This is a genomic window from Parasaccharibacter sp. TMW 2.1888 (assembly GCF_023167265.1).
In the GTDB taxonomy this organism is placed as follows: Bacteria; Pseudomonadota; Alphaproteobacteria; order Acetobacterales; family Acetobacteraceae; genus Bombella; species Bombella apis.
Map to the genome: position 1 here is coordinate 1,883,819 of NZ_CP030979.1, position 19,335 is coordinate 1,903,153.

Consider the following 19,335-nt stretch of genomic DNA (forward strand, 5'->3'; position numbering starts at 1 on the left):
TGTAATTCGGGTGTGTGTTTATGAGGAAGAAATGCTCCAAGAAAATAGTTCGTAAACTGTGTCTAGGTAAGAATTTTATCGTCAATATGTCCAATTTTTGGAGGTAAGATCGGATTATTTTATTAAAAAACATAGCAGCATGAATTTAATGTGAAGTCACTTGGATATATAAAAAATTATTATACGTTTCTAGATGGGTGTTTTGGAAAGTTAGAGAATTCTCAGGAGGTTTTTATGTTGTCTTCAGATGATCCAAGAAAAGAAATTCTTAAAACTATATACGAATTATATAAAATAAAAAACAGACGAGTATTTTTACCTATATATAAAGTAAATGCCACAAGAGAGGTAATATTAAACCATGTTCCTGCTGATAGTTCTTATAAGAAAGATGTTAATTATTTTGATGAAGTTTTATTATCCTTGGAAAAAGAAGAATTTATTTCCTTTGTGTACTTCCATGAATCGGAATACGTTTCTCTTTCGAAGGAAGGCTATGTCAGTTTAGGGATTACAGTAAATTATGTCTTAGGAGATAACACGACTCCTCTTAGGAATAGTAGAGGGGCTCAGATTCATCATACTTTTTTATATGACGATATAAATAAAAAAGAATTATTTCCTGTTAGAACAGGCAGAGACGCTGTGAATCAGGGGGATGAGAATGTAAGAGACATAATGGTTTTGTACTGTGGGGTACTAAATAATCAGGAGCCTCGTCCATCTATAGAAGAGGCGGAGATGTTGTATAAAAATACATTTGGAAATCTTGATATTGAATTTTGGGATAATGAATTTTTTAACAAGTTTAGGGGGGAAGATAAAAAAATTAATTTTTCAAATGATGAGTTTTTTAGTGAGCTTGAATGTCACTTCAAAGAGATGATGAAGCGTGAGGAGTGAATTATAGGCGGGATATCCACTAATGGAAGGGGCTGACTAACCCGCCCAAAACCCTAGCGAGGGCGGGGAACACTCTTCTGGTCTGGTCCTATTTCCTCCAACTGGGGAAGAAGGGCCTGTGCATTTCTGCACAGGCCCCCAGAATGGTCAGGCCGCTTCCCCCGCTGCCCGTCTGATTTCAGAGACGAAATCGCTATATTCATCGTTCTGGTTGTTGATAATCAGGCGGAGCAGCCCGGCGACACCTGCGCCGTCATATTCACGGTCGGGCACGCACCCTTCCACGACAGAGAGGGCGGATATCAGGTTGTCCCAGTTCTGCTGCACGTAGCGGCAGGTGGAGAGCAGCCGTTCAAGACGAGCCTCTGGCGTGGAGGCTGTGAAGGCGTTGGTCGGGTTCATGCCACGCCTCCCTTCTTGGGGTTAAACGTGCCAAGCGTCTGCGCCAGTCTGGTCAGGCCTTTCTGGGTTATCATGGGCTGGCCGTAGGTTTCCCGTCCGGTCGTGTTGTGAAAGATCGTGACTTCTTTCACATCCATATACCCGGCCTTGATTGGGGCGGCATAGGCCAGCTTTCGGCCAGATGAAGAGTGGACGTACAGCCATTTGATCGGCGACATGACAAGCTGCCGGATGAACAGCTTTTCCGGCCATCCGCACAGTTTGGCACTCTCCCGCAGGGTGAACAGTCCGTTCGTGTTGGCCAGCTCGTCAAAAGCAGCAGCCTTGGGCGCAGCGGCTTCCAGCTCTGCCCTCTGCCGTGCCAGCGTGTCGTTGGCCAGCTGTAGGGCACGGGCCATGATCTGCTCCGGCGTTTCCTCCGGGGTAGCCACTATGTAGCCGCCGGTCTTGCGGATGGCGGGGAGGATTTCAGAGACCACTTTTTCTTCAAACTGTTCCGCTGCTGGCAGCTTGGAGCGCATGACCAGACGGTAAAGGTCACGTTCAGGAATGATGCTCATTCCACGAGGGGAGGAGCAGGGGATTCCTAAACCCGCCAAAACGGCGGCTTTGCAGTTTTCTGCGGCTTTGCAGTGGGTTCTTACTGCTTTGTCGGCATCTCTATAACCGAGAGCCGTTGCCACTTCCCCAGCTACGAACCAAGCGTCTCCGTTGCGCTCAAAGGCCGTTACGGCAGTATCGCCAAACTCAAAGGCAACGATCGTGCTGGATTTTGACACATTATTGGTGCTATTGCTCATCCCAGAGTGTTCCTTTCGAGGTTCATTGTTCAGAGGCGTTGGGATTGGCTTGCAGGCTTTCCAACGCCTTTTTTGTTATTTGCTGTTCAGTTCTCATCATTGTTCCTGTTGGCTTGATCGTAGATCTCCCGCAGAAGCAAGTTTAGCTCAGCTGTGAATGTCCGCCTTGCATCAAAAGCCCGCTTTCTGATCCATTCATGCACATCAGCATCAATGCGTGTGCTGGTTGGGCGTGGTGAATTTCCCATAATTTCTCCAAATGCTTACTTGCACATCTTGTGCATTACGTTTTTGGCATATTAGATTCTTGGAGGTCAAGACCGATTTGCAATTATTTTTATGTGCCTATATCATCTTTGCACACACAAAATTGCAGGAGCGGTTAAATGGCGGCAGAACGTAAGAAAAAGCGCACGCCTAAGACGGAGTCTTTGACTATTAGGTTGGATCCTAAAATGCGTTTTGCTTTAGATTTTGTTGCTCGCATGAAGGGACAGACAATTACTAAAGTAATTGAAACGGCTGTAATGGAGAAAGCAGACAATGAGTTTGTTATTCATGAAACTTTTGATTGGAATGACGGAGAGGTTAAAGAGAAAAGAACATGGAAGGATTACTGGAATGTAAATGAAGCCGTCCGTTTTATAAATTTAGCAAGAGCAAAAGAAACAAATCCAACTTTTGAGGAAGAGTTTTGCCTTCAATTTATGGAAGATCATAATAATTATTTCTTTAAAGGGGGAGATGGCTCCCCGGACAAAGAAAAACTTGATGTTCTTTGGCCTCTGATGCCAGAATTTTTGGCTGTTTGGGAAGAAACAAAGGCAACAGATCGCGAGAAAGTAAAAATTATGATGGACAAGGCATTGATTAAAGCAGGGCTAATGCATGAAAAGTTTGGTACTTGTGGGGAAGAACTTCCCTTCTAGGAACCGCCCCATGAAAAATCTCCTTCTCATCGCCGCCGCCGTGCTGGGGTCTGTGAGGTAGGCTGAAACAGTTGGTGCGTCTCAGCTGCCCAGCTCCACATCCACGCTGATGCTGGTGACGGTCACGGGGAGCGGCTGGTCGGTCTGGAGGATGAAGCTGCCCTTCTGGGTCCAGTTGGGCGTGGGTATCCGCATGGTCAAGCCGGAGATGAGGGCGGGGCCGGTATCTTTCTTCTGGTAGGGATTGGGTGCTGACGGCCCGGCGGCGGCACCCTGACTGTCAAGCCCGTGGAATGTCTTCCCTCCGTCGGTGGAGACGCTCAGGCCGGAGCTGTTGTAGAGCGAGGCATAGACCTTGCTGACCCGTTTGCGCCGGGCGAACTGTGGAGGGTTTCCGAGATCCAGCGGCAGGGTGACGGCCCGTGCATGGATGGGCAGCCCGACCGTGACCACGCTGCCGGGCCGTGGCAGGGTGAGGGTGCCGTCATTCCCCACCGTCAGTCCCGTGAAGCCCCGCCCGTCAATGCAGGCTGACACGGTTGCCCCTGCCAGATGACCCAGCCCGGAGACGGTGCCGGTTTCCTTTCCCTCATAGCGCAGGCCGCAGTCCACGAACCATGAGCGGGTGATGTCGTCATTCTCCATTCCCAGCTGGCGGGACTGGATGCGCTCGATGGTGTAGCTCTGCCGCCCGGCAAGGCTGCGCTTCACCACCACATAGGGCGTATCCTCGATGGCACCGTAGCCATTCTCCTCCGGCACGACCGCAACGGACTGGAAGGCCCCGCCCTCCGTCCTGTGCTGGTGCCATGCCATGACGTTCTGTTCCTTCAGGTAGGTCATGCCGAGCATCGTGCCGTCAGACCGCACGGCCCAGATCAGGTTGAAGGGGAACTGGGCGAAGGACCAGTCTGATATCGTGTAGCCATAGAAGAGATGGTCAGCCAGGACGGAGAGGTCATTGCCCTGATAGATCTGTGCGTACCAGTCATATTGCAGGTCACGGATATGGCTGCCCTTGTTCTCGATGAACAGCACGTCGGTATTGATGGGCAGGGGCTGCACGTCCGAGCTTCCCACGAACATCTGCGGTATGGCCGTGAAGTTGCTGGGCGTGATGGGCGTGCCGGTCTGGCCGCCGGAGATCTTCCAGATGCCCGTTCCGGTGAAGGCCAGAAGGTCGGCCATCGGCACCAGATGCTTGATTGTGTTGACCTGCTGGCTGGCGATGGTGGCCGTTATGGCATCATCGGAGACGACCGGCGTGTGGATGTCGAAATTGGTGTAGTTGGCAGAGCGGCTCATCCAGACGGTCTGGGGATAGGCGATAGACCCGGCAAAGACACGCCGCTGCTGGAAATAGGTGACGGAAACCGGGTTGTTGCTGCCATCAAAGGGATTGCGGTGGGCAGGCGGCCCATTCTCTGTATCGGGTGCATAGTTCACGTCATCAAAGCTGAGAGACGTGGTGTTGCCGATCAGCCCCCACTGTCCGGCAAAGCGGCGATAGACGTTGTAATAGTCCGCTCCCGTCACGGCAGGCCATGAGAGCGTGTTGTAGTTCCCGTAATTCGTGTAGTAGCCGATGTTGTAGTTGGTCACGAACCTGCCGACCTCGACCGGTACCTGCGACGTGACCGTACTGGTCCTGCCAGTCACAGGGTCAGTGACCGTCTGGGTCTGGGTGGTCATTTCCGTCTGGGAAGGCGCAAGCGTGGCGTTGCTCTCCGTGTTCCTCTCATTGGAGACGGAGGTGACGGCATATTCATACGTCACCTTTGATACGCCTGGTGTCGTGCCCGTATTGGCGGCATTGCCTTCCACGGCAGAGGCCAGAAGTGATGAAGGCGCCTCTATCCCGGCACTGTAGGAGATCACATCCAGCGTCCAGTCCAGCTCTCCATGGCGGGAGAGGTTCATGGCCGGATAGCCGGAATGGGTCAGGGTCATCACGTCGGCAGACTGGGCATGGCGCAGCCAGAAGGCATCCCCGATGCTGTAAGGCGTGGCCAGTTCGTAGGGGCTGCCATCAGTATTGGCGAGATAGGCCCCGTTGCTGATGAAGCGGAGATAGCGGTCGCCAAACTCCAGCACATAGGACTGGGTATTGTTGTAGATGAAGGCGATCAGCTTCGGTGGGGGACCTGAGGCATCGGCCTTTGACGTGCCGACATACTGTGTGCCGGGGCGGTTTGAGATGCCGCCCTGCACATGCACGAAGAAATTGGTCAGCTCGGCGGCACCGGAATGCCATTTCTCCATGTCGGCCCTGTATCCGACCAATGGAGCCATCACGCCGCCGCTGAAGGAGCTGAACCATGTCAGGCCGACCTGCGGGCCAGAAGGAGACTGTGACATCAGGGTCTCCATCCGTAGAGGCTGACATCCTGCCCGGGAAAGACGACCCAGACCCGGTGCACACCTGTCGGAGACTGGATGATCTGTGTCTGGCTGCTGTCGACATTCCCGCCCTTTGACTGTGGCACGGTCAGCCTGGCCAGCACGGGTCCGTCCTGACTGTCGAGACGGAACTCCATCACCCCGCCATGCTGGCTGTATGTGACGGCGGCCAGGGATGAGACGCCCTGTCCGAAGTCGATGCCATCCCAGTAGATGCCCCTGCCACAGCAGCCATGCACGGTTGCGGCCACACGCCCTCCCATGCCGTTGGGTGACCATGAGGGGGTACCGCCCCGGATGAGGTCACTGGCCGTGCCGTCCAGCGTCCAGTCCGTCCGGTTTTTCAGGGTGTTGCCCTCGACCCACGCAATGCCGCTGGTCTTGAGGGACGGAATGGTGAACGTGGCCGTGTAGACGGGGTTGCCGAATCCGTCACTGCCGGACGTGCCCACGCTGTAGGAGAGGGGCTGCGGGAAACCATGATTGTAGTCCGGTGCGGCATACCATGCCTGCCCGGTCGGCCTGCCGCCATAGAGCTGCATGGTGATCCGGATGTTTTTCTGCTCGACCGGGCTGTGGGTTCCATCCGGGTCGTCGATGCGGTTGTCCTTCAGCCCGACCAGATTGGTCAGGGAGACACCTTCCGCCACGCCGGCCCTATCCCACGGGTGATAATAGACTTTCCCGGCATTGCCATCGGATGCCCCGATGTTCTGGCCGGAGCTGTCCGAGATGAAGACGATGTCCGGCGTGTCCACGGAATGGCCCCGCAGCAGGTCCCGGAAGGCGACGAACCAGTTGTAGTAATCCGCCATGAACTGCTGGAGGTCGGCTCCCATTTTCAGGGTAGGGCGGGAGAAGAAGGGTCCGGGGATGAGGTGGTCGATGTCCCCCAGTATCAGCTCCGACGCCCCCGAGACGGCGACCTGCCCCAGAAGGAGCTCGATGCCGGGACTGCTGGCCGGGCAGACCTTCTGGCCACCGTCATCCTCCGGGTTGCAGAAAGGCACGGTGTCGCCACTCAGGGCCTTGTCCGGTTCCAGGGATCCGCTCATGACCTGCTGGGGGTAATAGGCGACGATGAGGGGACGGCTGGTCCATTCATGCGCCTGCTCCATCAGCCCGTTGAAGGAGGGGAAATAGGCATTGTCTCCGAACTCCGGGTGAGGCTCGACATAGAGGTTGCAGCTGTTGCCCCGCACGGCCTCGTCCTGAAGGTTCCATGTGGATACCTGGTTGATGTCCGTGCAGACGCCCGTTGCAGCCTGGACCTGATTGGCGAAGTCGGCGAGGTAGCTGCCGAAATCGTCGATCAGGCGGCCTTTTGCGTCATGGGCGGGCATGCCCGGATCTCCGAGCGTGTCCAGATGGACCCCGTCAAAGCCCCAGCCCTTCATGGCGGCGAGATACTGGCTGGTGATCCATTTCTGCCAGCGGCCATTGGCCGGGTTTTCCTGCACGATCCCGTCGATGGCCCATCCCCAGTCTTTCCAGTTGCCGCCGATGCTGATCTGGTCGGCGGACGTGCAGGTGCCTTTCAGGCCGCACCGGTTCCGGAAGGCACCCATGCCGATGGTGACGTTGGGGTTCCGGGAAGGCCAGTCCGCATAGGCTCCGTTCCAGAGGGTATAGAGCTGGGAGAAGATGCCATGTCGGCGGAAGGCCCCGACCAGCCCGGCCGTTTCCTCACGGGTGACGGTGACGTTCTGGAGGTTCCGCCATGAGGCGGCGTCGGTGTAGGGGGCATCATGGCGGGATCCCCAGTCATAGAACTGGACGATGTTGATGTGATACTGCGCCATGTTGCGGGCGACGGCTTCGTAATCGGTGACGGACTGCATGGCCTGCGGATCGACGAAGCCCTCGATGGGGTCATCCTGGGCATGGTTGGCCACGTTGATGGCCCCGCTTGCGACATCGACCGGGTCTGAGGAAGAGCTTCCCGTCCCTGTGCACATGGCGTACCCGCTGTCGGAAGCCTGGAGGGCATTGATGGAGAGCTGGTAACCGTTGGCCACGAGGGATGGCACAGTGATGGTGAAGCTGCTGGTCTGGCTGGCCCCGTCCGGGATGCTGACATTGTGGGCGTCGATGGCCAGCAGATGGCCACGGGAGCATGTTGTGAGGTTGAGCTTGCCGTTGAAATCGGCTCCCGTGGTGTTGGTCATCTCGATGCTGATGGTGGCCCTGTCTCCGGGCTGATAGAAGGCCCGGTCATCAATCACCTTCCTGATGAGGGGGCCGCTCAGGATACCGGCATGGGCGGACCCGGCCATGCCCAGCAGCAGGGCCGTGGCGGTCAGTGTCTTTTTCATCAGTCTTCATCCTCAATCTGATACCAGCCGGACAGGCTGATGGAGGCGGCATCCTCCACGTCACGGTCCGTCACGGCGTTGGTCGGCTCACCGGTGTCCTGTCCCTTGAAAAACGAAATCACGCCGCCATTGAGGACGGCAGTCAGGCCCCGCCCGTCCGTGTTGACGCCGGTGGTACTGACCACCGTCACGCCAAACCGGGCATTGCCGAGAGGGGGCGGAGGAGGGCCGGTCAGCGTCATCACGCCCTCTGCTGTTCCTCGGGCTGTCAGGCTTGCTGTGATCCACCAGTCGCAATGATTCCCCAGCACCCTGTATCCCCCGGGACGGGTGCTCATCTCCTGACCGGTACTGGCCGCTCCGAACAGAAGGCTCGGCGCCCATTCCTGCCAGTCCGGCATGATGAGTTTGTTGAAATATGACTGTAATGAAGTCTTCGTTTCACTCTCAATATCCTGCTTCAAGGCCAGCAGGGATGATTTGATCTGTTCAAATTTTTCAGAGATGTTTTTTTCGGAAGAGACCTTGTATTCAGCAAAAAAATCAACAACCCAGTCCTGATCACATTTGATTGACCACCAGAACAGCCATTCATCGCAGGTTGGTATGTAATCATCCCTCCACTTTGGTCGCCTGAAGGGGCCTTTTGCCATGCTCATCGGTCATATTCTCCGGAAGCATCATCAGCATTCGGATTGATGGTGGTGGTGTGATAGGGACGCCGCCAGCCGACAGGGCTGCGGCCAATTGTCAGGATGCCGACCCTTCCGTCAGGGGTATCAGCTGGAATGTATTGATGGTCACCTTCAGCAATATCCCGTGAGGTCAGGCCAGTGGGTATGACACCGTTTGGCCCCATGGGAGGCGCATAGGGCGCCGCAGCCTGGGAAGGAGGCTGGCTGCCCCCTGCCACATAGCCAGCATCCAGCGTATTGCTGCTCTGATGGATGTGCTGCCCATGGCCCAGGCCAGAGAAGCGTACATCCAGCCAGTCCGGCATGGTCTCGGTGCTGACGACATCCACACGCTGGTCAGCCAGACAGGCCCGTTCCACCTCACGGCTGGCTTCCTGCTCCACGGCTGCAACCGTGCTTCCATCAATGCCGAGCGTGGTGGCGATGGCAGATGCAAGACAGAGCCAGAAGGCCCGGCGGAAGGCGGCTGGCCAGTAGTCGATGTCCACGTTCCGGGTGATGTAGGTCACACTGACGGTCTGGCTGTCCGTCAGGATGACAGGGCGCAGCACTGTGCCCCCAGCCTTGCCCATGCCCTCGCCAAAACTGTCCCGCCGGTCGAACATCTTCATGCGCTGGTCCACGGGCCTGACGGTCTTTCCGTCATCGACCCGCAGAACCCGCACGCTGTCCTCCGGCATGAGGATTTCATACCGCCATAAAGGGCTGTCACTGGCCACAGCCGTGCCTGTGCCTACGCAGCGGGGCCACTGCCACGTGTAGGCTGGTCCGCCAAAGCTGGCCGGATGGGCCAGCAGGCCGAGCAGCACATCGTCATAATAGGCGGCGCAGACACTGGCCTCCACGGACCCATCATCAAACGCCGTGATGCCGCTCTGGGTGCCGAGGCGCATCAGTGCCCGCCTGCACAGGTCAATGGCTGTCGTCATGGTGTGACTTACCCTTTTGCGACTGTCTTCTTGCCAGCCTTCTCATCGGCAGCCGGTTCATCATGCTGGGATGGCGCACCGTCAGGACGGGTCAGGTCTTCCTGAAAGGCCCGGCTGCTCACGTCCCTCCGGGCCAGCTGGCCAGCCTTTTCCCTGGCGGAACGGGCCTCATCATCCAGCGGCTCCAGATTGAAGCCGGGGATGCCTGCATAATCCACTTCCTCACCAACGGTCAGAAAATGACCGTTGATGAAGCTGTTCTGGATGACACGATATCTTGCCATGATCGCCTCACGCCACGTAGTTCTTGGGGTAGGCGATCTGGGCGGGGACATCGAGATTGATGCCAGCCGTCACCGTGCAGGATGTCATGGCCTGTGCCGGGTTGTAGGTCAGGCGCATGTAGCGGTAGGGCGTGTTGGAGAAGGCCGGTTTGGCCCGCACGGCAAACGGGCTGCCCGGCCCGATGAGGGAGAGGTCGATGCCCGGAAGCTCCTCCAGCGTGGTCCAGTTCTGGTTGTCCGTGGAGACCTGAATCTTCACATCCAGCCTGCCACTGTTCGGAGAGGGCGTGTTGGGGAACTCTACCCAGACCTTGAAGCCCTCGGTCGGCCCGAAGTCACGTGCCTGTGAGAAGTCGATGGCATTGGTGGAGGGTGTGTCCTGCCCGACGGGAGCTTGTGTCAGGTCCTGGGCGTTGGAGAAATTGAGAAGTCTGTCGGTGATCATGATGCAAATCCTGTGATGGTGTCTTCAGTGTTCATGATGGCGTCCACCACACGGATGGGGATGCCACGGAAGCGCAGTACCGGCTTGCCATCGAACTGGTCCTGCGTGAGCAGCACGTTGGTCTTGTTCATGGCCTGAATCGACAGGGCAGAGGCAATCGTGCGGTTCACATAGAAGACCGGGCGACCGAAGGAGAGCGGCGTACCGCCCGTAGCCCGTGTGGCGGACTGCACGTTGGAGGCGGAGCTGGGCATGGTCGGCGGCTTGAAGCAGGCTGCGGCCATCAGGGCGATCAGGTTGGCTGCATCGGGACCAGTGAGCTTTGGCACGTCGATGTTGCCGATGCGGACGAAATACCGCCAGTCACGGATGGTCAGGCCGCAGTCCCATTTGTAGTGCATCTGGTAGGCCTGATACGGGTTGCCGTTGGTCAGGCCGCAGTCCCATTTGTAGTGCATCTGGTAGGCCTGATACGGGTTGCCGTTCTCGTCCAGAATGGGCGCATCAGTCGTGACATCCTTCTGCTGGAGACCAGCAACGGATCCTTTCGGGAAGATGCCGAAGCCCGCTGTAGGCCCCCAGCAGCAGAGCCAGATGGAGGTGTTCGTGCTGCCACGACCGCCCGCATCCATCACGTTGGCGGCAGACGGTGCCTTGCTGATATCCAGCGTGTTGAATCGGGGTGAGAGACCTGTGAAGGCAGCAACGTCCTTCTGTTCGTTTCCATAGAACAGGGTGCGGGCCATCTGCTGGTTCATGCCCTCAAGGAAGGCGAGGTCTTCAGACAGGCGGAATGCGGCGACATCGCCTTCAAGCTTGGCGAGGTCCTTGTCGATGGTGGAATAGGTTTCCAGCATCCCGCATGTGTCCGTCACCTGTGCGGTGGTTGACTTGCCACGGGGCACACCGTAGTTGAGCATGCGCCATGTAGCGGCTGGCAGGCCTGTGCGGACGGTCGTCTTGTTGCCTGTTGGCAGGTTGCCTTCCTTCCAGATGAGGTCGTCCAGAATCTCGTTGGTCTGGGAGAGCAGGTTGACGGTATCGGCAATGCCGCCATTCGGATCACGGCGGGCGGCCCAGTCGGCCAGTGTCAGAAATGTGCTGCTGTTGAGCGACATGGTTCAGTTGTCCTTGTCAGTTGGAGCCATAACGGCGGCGGGCGATGGCCTCGTAGCTGTTGTCTTTCAGCTCGCTGGCGGGTTTCCCCCGGTCTGGCGTCTGTGCAGCTCCCAGGGCCTTGCCGATGGCATTGAAGGCATGGATGACGGCAGGGTGATTGCCCGCCCCGGTCTCGACCAGAGCCTTGCGGAGGGCGTCTTTCTCACCCCCGAACTGGCTGAAAACGTTGGCCACGTTCTGCATGACCTCGGGTTTCAGGTTCTCGCCATCGGAAAGCGTCCTGTCCTTCAGGGCCGTGTCACGCCAGCCCTGCTGGATGGAGGCGTGCTGTTCGGCAAGTCCGGTCAGGCGGTTCTGGAAGAACTCCAGCCCGTGTTTCGTGATGGCATCGAACTGCTCCTGAGACAGACCATGCTCACGGGCCAGAGCCTCGTAGGAAGACAGGGCTTCCTTGTCGATCTCCATGCCCTCGGGCGGGGTGAACTCGTATTTTTCAGGGGCCTTGGGCCTGTCTTCGCCCTCGGCCTCTTCATTCTCTGCCGGTTTTTCGGCAGGTTTCTCGCCAGAAGCGGCTGTATCGCTCTTTTCGCCAGACGGGACTTCATTTCCCGTCAGGCTGGTGTTGTCTGTCGCTTCTGTCGTGGTCTGACCGGCCCCGGCATCAGTCGCCGGTGCATCAGATGTCGGGGTTTCCGATGGCATACATGCACTCCATCATTCGTGATGGAGGCAAGTGTGGCAGCCGTTTGTAATTCTGGTGTGTCTTTATGAGGCAAATAGGTATGGGAAAAATTTCTTTTGCCTATATCCGTATGAAGATAATTATAGAAAGATAAAAATAAAATTTTCATTGCTCAATTGAAGCTTCAATAAATTTATATGGAACCCAATTTTCTAAAGGTCTTACAGTTGGGTCTAGCATTTTTTCTACCTTTATATGATTAATAGTCTTAATATTATTTATAATTATATTCGGGCCTGATTTTATTATAACTTCGAATTCATGGTTAAACTCTCCATCCCCGTATACGTAAGCTTTTATATTTTGGCTCTTTATTGTGATTTTTATGAGGCATATTTCCACATTATCATATGCTTTACTTTTGTGAAGGGCGTTATTATAAGCTGGTTCAGGTGAAAAAGAGGTGGAAAGCGGACGATATAAGCGCATTGTACTTCCCGTGTTAAGGGGACTACCATTTGCATTTTTTAATGTTCCTGCGTGAAATAAAATTTGGCCTTCTGATAGAAAAGAGCCGCATTTTTCTATGGCAGCATCTAATTCTGAGAAGTTGGATTCCATATGGCTTTTACAATAACAGGTGTATGCATTTTTGTATTCTTCAAGGTGATATGATTTATTATGAGTATTTTTATCAAAAATTTCTTTATAAGGTATGTTGTTATTGAGAAGTTCTCTGAAGATTGACCCACCCCAATTTATATTATTATGGAAGAAAGAAATTGCTTCATCATAGCTTGATATTCCCATCCCTTTCTCATCATATGGTTCACTAAATAAATCAACAAGTTCTATCCTGTTCATTGTTATCTTCCTAGGCTCATATTTATGACGCCTTCATTGGCGAGGCGTCGGGTACCCCATTTTGTTTATATTTTTCTCTCATGTAAAGGTAATGTTGTTCGCTGCAGGTGTAGTTGCCCTTAAAATTGAGGGTTGATAAATTCATAATAGAACGGTTCTGTCTCCGTCCGAGTTCTCCCGGACCATTGGCGTTGCAGAGGGTACGCTATTGAACTGGGAGCAGGGTAGGCGCAGGCGAACCGGCCCCGGCATGGTCTTGTTGTCCATGCTGGAGAAGAAGTTTTCCCTCGTAACGGATATACTGAAAGGGGCTGAGTAACCCGCCCCAAACCCTAGACGGGGCGGAGAACACTTAATAATCACCGCCAATATGCCGCTTCTTTCCAGTTCTTAGGAGTTCAAGATCACGCTGGGCTTGCCAGTCATACGGGCTGGAATACCGTCCGGCCATGATGTCGCCGCGCTGGACAACAATCGGGTTGCCGTCCTTCCCCTGCAGGTACTGCCATTCTCCCGGGACTGTCTTGCTGGGAATGGCGAGACTGTAGCCGCTGTTGTCCGAAACGGAGACCCACTTGCCGGATGCTCTGGCATTGGCCAGCACCTGCTCGTTGGAGAGCTTTTCACTGACGCCGGGCAGTGGCTTGACCGAGACATCATCAGGCGTCAGCCGGGACATGAAGGTGGCGAGGGCGTCCTGTGTCGTGTCCATCTCGCCCTTCGGGGTCCGCAGGTAGCCTGACGTGTCATACTTCAGGTCCACCATGTCCTTGCGGGCCTGAGCCAGGGCATCATTCACGTTCATGCCTTTGCCCATATAGCCCAGAGCCTGCATCTTCACCGTGTCATAGAAGTTCCTGTAGCTGGCTGGTCCGCCCTGCTGGAGGAGCATGGTCTGGCGCAGGTCGGCCAGACTGTTGCCCACAGGGTCGTTGCTGGCCGTGGCATTGAGCTGGGCTGCATCAGGCCCAGCCAGACGCTTGAGGTCATCCGTCCCGGTCTGGATATTACGCTGGAGAACAGCCCGTGCGGCTCCCTGCTGTGGCGTGTCCATGTCGGCAATGACCGCATAGGGGGCGGGCAGGCCCTTCTGCACCAGCTCGTCCAGAATGCCATTCCATGCCGACCTGCCGTAATGCTGCTTCATTCCGTCCATGATGGGGGCGATTGCCTGTTTTGTCGGGTCGATGTCCGAAAGACCGGTGATGATGCCATGCGCCTGATCGTCCGTCAGATAGCGGGGGCTGGCCACGCCCATCATCTGCTGCACGGCCCGCAGTTTTCCGGCATAGGCCTCAAAGGCTTCCGGCGTCTGGTTCTGCTGGTAGTCCTGCCATGCCTGCTGCACGGAGGGGTGCCCGGCGGCATAGCCTGCCGGGTCATCCCTGAGGGCCTTCGCCCGTCTGGTCATGGCAAGCTGGAGATGGGCATTGATCTGGGCACGGGTGGTATAGTCGTCCACATTCGCATCACCAAGATCGGCTTGAGACGCCTGCATGTAGGACCCGACCTGTGCAGGAGAGGCCCATTTCAGAGCGTTGAGGGCAAGGCCAGCCTGCCGCCTCTCATTCAGGCCAGAGACGATGCGGTCAGCTTCATCCGGCTGGTAGAGCGACCTGATCTGCTGTTCGGGCACCTGATCCTGCGTGTTGCCGTCCATGTAGGCGGCGGAAAGGTCATTGATCTGCCCATGCAGGGACGCCCTGGCATCCCGTGTCTGAGCCTCCCACAGCGCATTGTTGTGCATGGCCCGGGACATGGCGTGATCTTCAATTTCCTGCCCATAGCCACGCTCCTGCGCCACCTGATGGATCTCTGCCAGCTTGGCGGAAAGGTCAGGTGGCGTGGCAGACGGGGCGGGAACATTGCGGGAGAGGGCGGAGGCCACCCGGGAGACATAACGCTGCGTCTCGGCATAGGGTATGGCCTGCACGAACTGCTCGTCACTGATGGCCCCGGTGCGTGGGTCGCCATACTGCTTCAGCCATCTGTCCACCGTTCCCGGCCCTGCATTGTAGGCGGCACAGGCCAGTGTCTGGTTGTTGCCGTACCTGTCGCAGAGCTGGTGGAAGTAGGCCTGCCCCAGCGCACGGTTGTAATTCTCATCATGCAGGAAGCGGTTCTCATCCCACGGGATGCCGATGCGCCGGGCCGTTTCTTCTGCCGTAGCCGGGAGCATCTGGGATATGCCAATGGCACCCTTGCCAGAGGTTATGGTGTTGCCATCTTTATCTTTCTGCCTCCCGCCACTTTCGGCAAGCAGCATGTTCTGCATGGTGGCGGACGGGTCGGCATCGGCCGGCACGGCCTGCGGTCCACCATGATCGTTCCAGACCTCATTGGCGAGGTTGTCCCCGACCTGCCTGTCATATTCGGGCCGGATGGCGGCCATCGTCTGGGCGAAGGCGGGAGCGGACATGTTCTTCTCGTTGGAAAGAAGCATGTTCCGGGCACTGATGGCGTCGCCCTTCTGGGCCGCCGTGATGATGGCCGTGTGGAAATAGCTGTCATTCCACTTCTGGATGTTCTGTAGCGTGACAGGATGGTCCGCCCCGTAACCCAGCGTGGCATTGCGGGCGATGATGCTCTGCCTGCCCTGAGCGTAGGCATTGGCGAACGCTGCCGGGTTGTCGCTGTTGGCGGCCCCGCTGCTGGCAAGGGAGGAGAGCGTGGCATCCTGCACGTTGTCCTGATAGCTCTGCCGCTGTCCGGCGGCGTGGGCGGCCAGACTGCCCAGCGCACCATTCATGAAAGGCTCGCTTTCCTGGGCGAAGATGCGCTGCTGTGCGGGTGTCAGGCCGTTCATGAGGGACTGCTGATATTGCCTGAAACCGTCAGCCGTTGGCTGCCACGCATCCAGTGCCGCCTTGTCCTTCAGGCCGAGGAAACCCGGCTTCATCGGGTCTGACGGATCTCCGTACTGTACGACCTTGCCCTGTTCACGCAGGCTGTTCATGGCGTTCTGCACGGCGGTGATGTCGTCCTGCCGTTGCAGGCGGAAGGCGGCATCTGCCACATCGCCTGCACCCTGCCCAAACTGTCCCAGACCACGGGCAATCATGCCGCCATAATTGGGGACGTTCAGTACCTCTGTTCCGCCCGCTGTGACCCTGTCCGGCAGCTTGTAGAGGTCATCCGTGTAAGGAACCTGCGGCATGGATTACGCCCTCCATGGGGATGGGGTGGAGGAGGAGGCACCGGCTATTGTGTGGCCGTTACCACTGAATGGATCAGTGAAGGAGGAGCGGGCACTGCTGGCCATGTCGTTCCATTTCGGGGCGAAGGCGGACACGCCCTGCGCCAGTGACCCCGTGGCACCAAGCGCACCGGAGGCCCATGCGGCAGGCGTTCCGGCTGCGGCAATGCGGGCCTGATTGTTGTAGGAGATCGCCTGATTGCTGTAGGCCGTGGACTGCGTACTGGCATCATACTGGTCCGTCCCCACGGAAAGGCCGGTATTGCGGGCTGTGGACTGCTGCACGTCGAGGGCGGACCCGCTGGACGTATCCACGCCATTTGCCGCCATGAAGGCCCGCTGGGCTGCCAGATGCTGGTCGCCCTGCTGGTAGTCCCTCTGTGCGTTCAGATAGCCCTGGTCGATGGAGTTCTGCGATGCCTGAGAGGCAATCTGGGCCTGCTGGCGGCTCTGCTCTTCCTGCGCCTTGTTCGATGCCGCCTGACCCTGAGCGGCAATGAGTGCGCCAGAGGCACTGGCAGCGGCGGAAACACCTGCTGCGATGGCGGCAATGGTGCCGGTGATGACGCACATCAGGCAAAACCTTTCATCTCGAAACGGCAGAACATGGCGCCGTCCAGCCCATGCGGCTGTGGTGCGCCGATGGTGAAGTCCAGCCATGAGAGCCAGCGTATGGCCCCGGTGTAACGGGCATCGACATGGTTCATGAGCAGGGCGTGCTGCTGCCGCCACTGGTCAACCCAGAAGCGTGTCTCCCGCAGGAAGACCTTCTGGTGGCGGCTGATGGCATCAGTCCCGACCAGCCAGGGGATGCCAACATCCATCTTTGGAGCGATACCGAACAAAGCAACGGGCTGTCCGTCATCCAGAAACAGGCCTGCCATGCCGCCATTTCGTGATTCCGCCACGCTCCGGCGCATGGCGGGGAGGATGTGGCCATGCCCGGCCCGGATGACCTCGAGCGCATCATTCCGGCGAAGCATGGGTGCAATCAGGTCGGCATCGTCCGGTTCTGCGAAGCGGAATGTGAGCATGTCAGGCCTTTCTAACGGCGTCAGTCATCCAGTCTGTCAGCTGGATGCCGATGCTTCTCTGTCCCTCACGGTAGGCTGTTGCACCCGTATCTCCGGGAACGAATGAGGCACGGTCCCGGCCTGTGGCCTCGATGATGCGCCGGAGAAGACGCTGCCCCTCCGGCAGTTCCAGAACGGCCTGAATGTCAGCCTGCTCCTGCGTGGCCCGTGCCCGGCGGCGGCGTCCATGGTCCCTGATCTGTTCCTCATCATGCGGGTCGATCGTCATTCCCTGTCACCCCTGTGAACCTGCTGCAAAACTGCCCATGATTGCCTGCAGGGCGTTCGTTCCGCCTCCCACATCCGTATCGGAGAGCGTCTTGGCCCCGGCTGCCATCTGCTGCGCCTGTTCGGCCATCTGCTGCTGTTGCTGCTGATAGGCCCGCTGCTGCCTCTGCTGGGCCACGAAATCCGGGTCCCTCAGGATGGACGGGTCCACACCCAGCAGGTCGCCATACCGGTCGATGGCGGCATCGAGATCCAGGTTGTCCATGATGGACGGATCGGCACCGGCCAGAGACCCGGCGAAGCGGACGATCTGCTCTATGCCGGTCGTCTCCGTGGCCCGCTGGGCCTGTGCCATGATGGAGCTGTAGGCGATCTTGATGTTGTGACCGTTCAGCTCATCAGGACGGGGCAGGATGAGGCCGTGGCGCTCCATGATCTCCAGCGTCGTGGTGATGATCGGGTCCAGGGCCTCGTTGTGGAACCGCTCCAGCACCGGGCCGAGAGTGAGCATCTTCTCCTGCTGCCGGACATTGATCTCAGCCGCCGTCACGGGCTGGGTCGTCTCCATGCCCTGCGAGACCATCAGGATCAGGTCATTCCGCAGCGTCTTGCGTATCTGGTCCTGAAACTCGGCAATGCGCTGTTGCAGCGGCGTGACGTTCGGGCTGACCTGATAGACGGGCCGGATGCCAGCCCCGGAACCGGAGGCATTGAGGCCCGGAATGAAGTTCAGTCCGCCCGGAAGCAGATTGACCATGCTCTCCTGCAATGAGGCATCGGCCATCGTGGGAGGACGGGCATATTTGTCGATCGCCTCGGCCAGCCTGACCTGCGCCACCTGTAGCGACTTGATGTCCGGCAGGGCGTCTTCACCGGGGCCATGCCCGTACACGTCATTGCTGGCCGTGGACCAGCGGGGCGCAATGAAGGGCTTGCGGGGATAGGCCTCGATAAGCAGGGCGGGGTGTGTATCGTTGCCGTACTCATAATAGATACCGATATAGGGTGCCCCCTGCCAGCCGAATGCCCCGGCAATACGTGAACTGTTGGGCATGATGGCATGGACGATGGGCAGTTCTACCGTCAGCTGACGGCTCTCCCAGAGAGACTGGACTGTAGGAGACACGTTCTCCAGCCCGAACCGCTGGACGATCTGGGCCACGTTCTGGACGTATTCACGAAACAGGGTATCGACCTCGCCCCGGTCATTCTGGGCGAGGTAGTATTCCCCTGCGGTGAGGGGATAAAATCGGACGATATCTTCATAGTCCTGAAGGATGATGCAGGCCGCCGTGCCGAATCCGGCCAGCTCCTCGTAGGTCTGGCTCATGGCGGCATAGAAATTGCCGGTTGCCAGCACCCGCTGGAGGCGGGACTTGGTGTCGGACAGCCAGCGCTTGATCCGGTCATCGTCATTCAGCTGGTCATTGTTCGTCTCCAGCCTAAACCAGTCACGGGCCGGGGACGTGATGCCCGCCATGAGGAAGGCCGCCAGATTGCCCAGCGCAATGCTGCCTGTTCTGTCCACGATCTGTGGGCCTTTGACACGCCCTCGGCTGGACTGGTTCGGCACATGAAAATAGCGGCCCCGTGTAGGGAGGATATAGTGGCTGATCTCCCGCCACGTGTCCCGCCAGACCAGCCTGTCAGAACGCAGCATGACGAGCCTGCGGTCCGCCTCGTCACGGAGGGACTGCATGCCTGCTTCATCACGCATTAACGGGTTATGCGTTGTGACGGGACGCTGGGCCATTTCAGCCGCCGAGCAGCGTCTTCGGTGCGCTGTTGTTCGTCTGGGTCAGGCCCTGCGATCCGGTCAGCAAGGTGCTGCCAAAACCACCAGCCAGCTTTGCGGCATTGGTAGCCTGTTGCGACTGCTGCTTGCCCGCCTGCGTGACCTGAGCAGCAGGGGACGGAGTAGGGAGCGGGGTGGAGAGGTGTGGAGCAGATGAGCACATAATTGGCTATCGTGCGGGGCGTTTGTAATTCTGGTGTGTTCTTGAGTATGTTCTAGTAGAGGAAAATCTTAGGAAGGGTGATGTCCTATGTGCGATCTAATGATTAGAATATT

General features: G+C 57.3%; 19 protein-coding genes. 2 read left to right on the forward strand and 17 right to left on the reverse strand.

Annotation, left to right across the window (positions count from 1 at the left end):
• Positions 1-234 precede the first annotated feature (234 nt).
• Positions 235-903: a hypothetical protein gene (locus DTQ13_RS08540; RefSeq protein ID WP_248460564.1), complete on the forward strand. Its 669-nt coding sequence runs from the start codon at positions 235-237 to the stop codon at positions 901-903.
• A 147-nt stretch (positions 904-1,050) separates the two neighbouring features.
• Here DTQ13_RS08540 and DTQ13_RS08545 read toward each other — a convergent pair whose 3' ends face one another.
• Positions 1,051-1,305, reverse strand: coding sequence for a hypothetical protein (locus DTQ13_RS08545; RefSeq protein ID WP_248460565.1), 255 nt, complete (start codon positions 1,303-1,305; stop codon positions 1,051-1,053).
• A complete protein-coding gene (locus DTQ13_RS08550) occupies positions 1,302-2,105 on the reverse strand; it encodes a phage antirepressor KilAC domain-containing protein (RefSeq protein ID WP_248460566.1) in 804 nt (267 codons plus the stop codon). The genes DTQ13_RS08545 and DTQ13_RS08550 overlap by 4 nt, the downstream gene beginning before the upstream one ends.
• Positions 2,106-2,491: 386 nt before the next feature.
• Between DTQ13_RS08550 and DTQ13_RS08555 the strand changes: the two genes are divergently transcribed.
• Entirely contained in the window at positions 2,492-3,034 is a 543-nt protein-coding gene (locus tag DTQ13_RS08555; RefSeq protein WP_086431881.1) for a hypothetical protein, read from the forward strand.
• Between the two features lie 81 nt (positions 3,035-3,115).
• Here DTQ13_RS08555 and DTQ13_RS08560 read toward each other — a convergent pair whose 3' ends face one another.
• The 15 genes from DTQ13_RS08560 to DTQ13_RS08630 form a co-directional block, all read right to left on the reverse strand.
• On the reverse strand, positions 3,116-5,392 hold the full coding sequence (locus DTQ13_RS08560) for a hypothetical protein (protein ID WP_248460567.1): 2,277 nt from the start codon (positions 5,390-5,392) through the stop codon (positions 3,116-3,118).
• Positions 5,392-7,749 (reverse strand): glycoside hydrolase family 66 protein, encoded by a 2,358-nt coding sequence (locus DTQ13_RS08565; protein ID WP_248460568.1) that lies wholly within the window; start codon positions 7,747-7,749, stop codon positions 5,392-5,394. The genes DTQ13_RS08560 and DTQ13_RS08565 overlap by 1 nt, the downstream gene beginning before the upstream one ends.
• Positions 7,749-8,408, reverse strand: a complete 660-nt coding sequence (locus tag DTQ13_RS08570; protein ID WP_248460569.1) for a hypothetical protein — start codon at positions 8,406-8,408, stop codon at positions 7,749-7,751. Before DTQ13_RS08570 ends, DTQ13_RS08565 begins: the two co-directional genes overlap by 1 nt.
• Positions 8,405-9,373 carry a hypothetical protein gene (locus tag DTQ13_RS08575; protein WP_248460570.1) on the reverse strand — a complete coding sequence of 323 codons (969 nt, stop codon included), beginning with the start codon at positions 9,371-9,373 and terminating at the stop codon, positions 8,405-8,407. Before DTQ13_RS08575 ends, DTQ13_RS08570 begins: the two co-directional genes overlap by 4 nt.
• An 8-nt stretch (positions 9,374-9,381) precedes the next feature.
• Positions 9,382-9,657 carry a hypothetical protein gene (locus DTQ13_RS08580; protein WP_248460571.1) on the reverse strand — a complete coding sequence of 92 codons (276 nt, stop codon included), beginning with the start codon at positions 9,655-9,657 and terminating at the stop codon, positions 9,382-9,384.
• A gap of 7 nt (positions 9,658-9,664) precedes the next feature.
• Positions 9,665-10,102 carry a Bbp16 family capsid cement protein gene (locus DTQ13_RS08585; protein ID WP_154981516.1) on the reverse strand — a complete coding sequence of 146 codons (438 nt, stop codon included), beginning with the start codon at positions 10,100-10,102 and terminating at the stop codon, positions 9,665-9,667.
• Positions 10,099-11,220 (reverse strand): major capsid protein, encoded by a 1,122-nt coding sequence (locus DTQ13_RS08590; protein WP_248460572.1) that lies wholly within the window; start codon positions 11,218-11,220, stop codon positions 10,099-10,101. The genes DTQ13_RS08585 and DTQ13_RS08590 overlap by 4 nt, the downstream gene beginning before the upstream one ends.
• Positions 11,221-11,236: 16 nt before the next feature.
• The gene (locus DTQ13_RS08595) at positions 11,237-11,923 is read right to left on the reverse strand and encodes a hypothetical protein (RefSeq protein ID WP_248460573.1); all 687 of its coding nucleotides are present in this window, start codon (positions 11,921-11,923) and stop codon (positions 11,237-11,239) included.
• A gap of 145 nt (positions 11,924-12,068) precedes the next feature.
• Positions 12,069-12,767, reverse strand: a complete 699-nt coding sequence (locus DTQ13_RS08600) for a hypothetical protein (protein ID WP_248460574.1) — start codon at positions 12,765-12,767, stop codon at positions 12,069-12,071.
• Between the two features lie 352 nt (positions 12,768-13,119).
• Positions 13,120-15,924, reverse strand: a complete 2,805-nt coding sequence (locus DTQ13_RS08605) for a transglycosylase SLT domain-containing protein (protein WP_248460575.1) — start codon at positions 15,922-15,924, stop codon at positions 13,120-13,122.
• A 3-nt stretch (positions 15,925-15,927) separates the two neighbouring features.
• A complete protein-coding gene (locus DTQ13_RS08610; RefSeq protein ID WP_248460576.1) occupies positions 15,928-16,536 on the reverse strand; it encodes a hypothetical protein in 609 nt (202 codons plus the stop codon).
• Positions 16,536-16,997 (reverse strand): hypothetical protein, encoded by a 462-nt coding sequence (locus DTQ13_RS08615; protein ID WP_248460577.1) that lies wholly within the window; start codon positions 16,995-16,997, stop codon positions 16,536-16,538. Before DTQ13_RS08615 ends, DTQ13_RS08610 begins: the two co-directional genes overlap by 1 nt.
• A gap of 1 nt (position 16,998) precedes the next feature.
• Positions 16,999-17,265 carry a hypothetical protein gene (locus DTQ13_RS08620; RefSeq protein ID WP_086431867.1) on the reverse strand — a complete coding sequence of 89 codons (267 nt, stop codon included), beginning with the start codon at positions 17,263-17,265 and terminating at the stop codon, positions 16,999-17,001.
• A 6-nt stretch (positions 17,266-17,271) separates the two neighbouring features.
• A complete protein-coding gene (locus DTQ13_RS08625; RefSeq protein ID WP_248460578.1) occupies positions 17,272-18,963 on the reverse strand; it encodes a portal protein in 1,692 nt (563 codons plus the stop codon).
• 55 nt (positions 18,964-19,018) lie between these two features.
• On the reverse strand, positions 19,019-19,222 hold the full coding sequence (locus DTQ13_RS08630) for a hypothetical protein (protein ID WP_086431865.1): 204 nt from the start codon (positions 19,220-19,222) through the stop codon (positions 19,019-19,021).
• Positions 19,223-19,335: the final 113 nt, after the last annotated feature.